This is a genomic window from Bacillus cereus group sp. BfR-BA-01347 (genome assembly GCF_022663835.1).
In the GTDB taxonomy this organism is placed as follows: domain Bacteria; phylum Bacillota; class Bacilli; order Bacillales; family Bacillaceae_G; genus Bacillus_A; species Bacillus_A thuringiensis_K.
Genome location: NZ_JAKUGG010000099.1, coordinates 1 through 232, shown reverse-complemented (window position 1 = coordinate 232; position 232 = coordinate 1). Strand labels below are relative to the sequence as shown.

Below are 232 nucleotides of genomic sequence, written 5' to 3'. Positions count from 1 at the left end.
ACTACCATCGGCGCTAGAGAGCTTAACTTCCGTGTTCGGTATGGGAACGGGTGTGACCTCTCTGCCATCATTACCAGACTGTATTCATTTAAGACAAGAATCATTGTAACTTATTCACTTCTGAAAGTCAACAAGTTTTTTATATTCTTTCAAAACTAGATAACATTGCTACATATTATATGGTTAAGTCCTCGATCTATTAGTATTCGTCAGCTCCACATGTCACCATGCT

1 rRNA gene is annotated in these 232 nt (G+C 38.4%); it reads right to left on the bottom strand.

Going from position 1 to position 232, the window contains the following annotated elements:
• Positions 1 to 78: ribosomal RNA gene (gene rrf, locus MR143_RS32830) — 5S ribosomal RNA — on the bottom strand; the annotation flags it as partial.
• Positions 79 to 232: the final 154 nt, after the last annotated feature.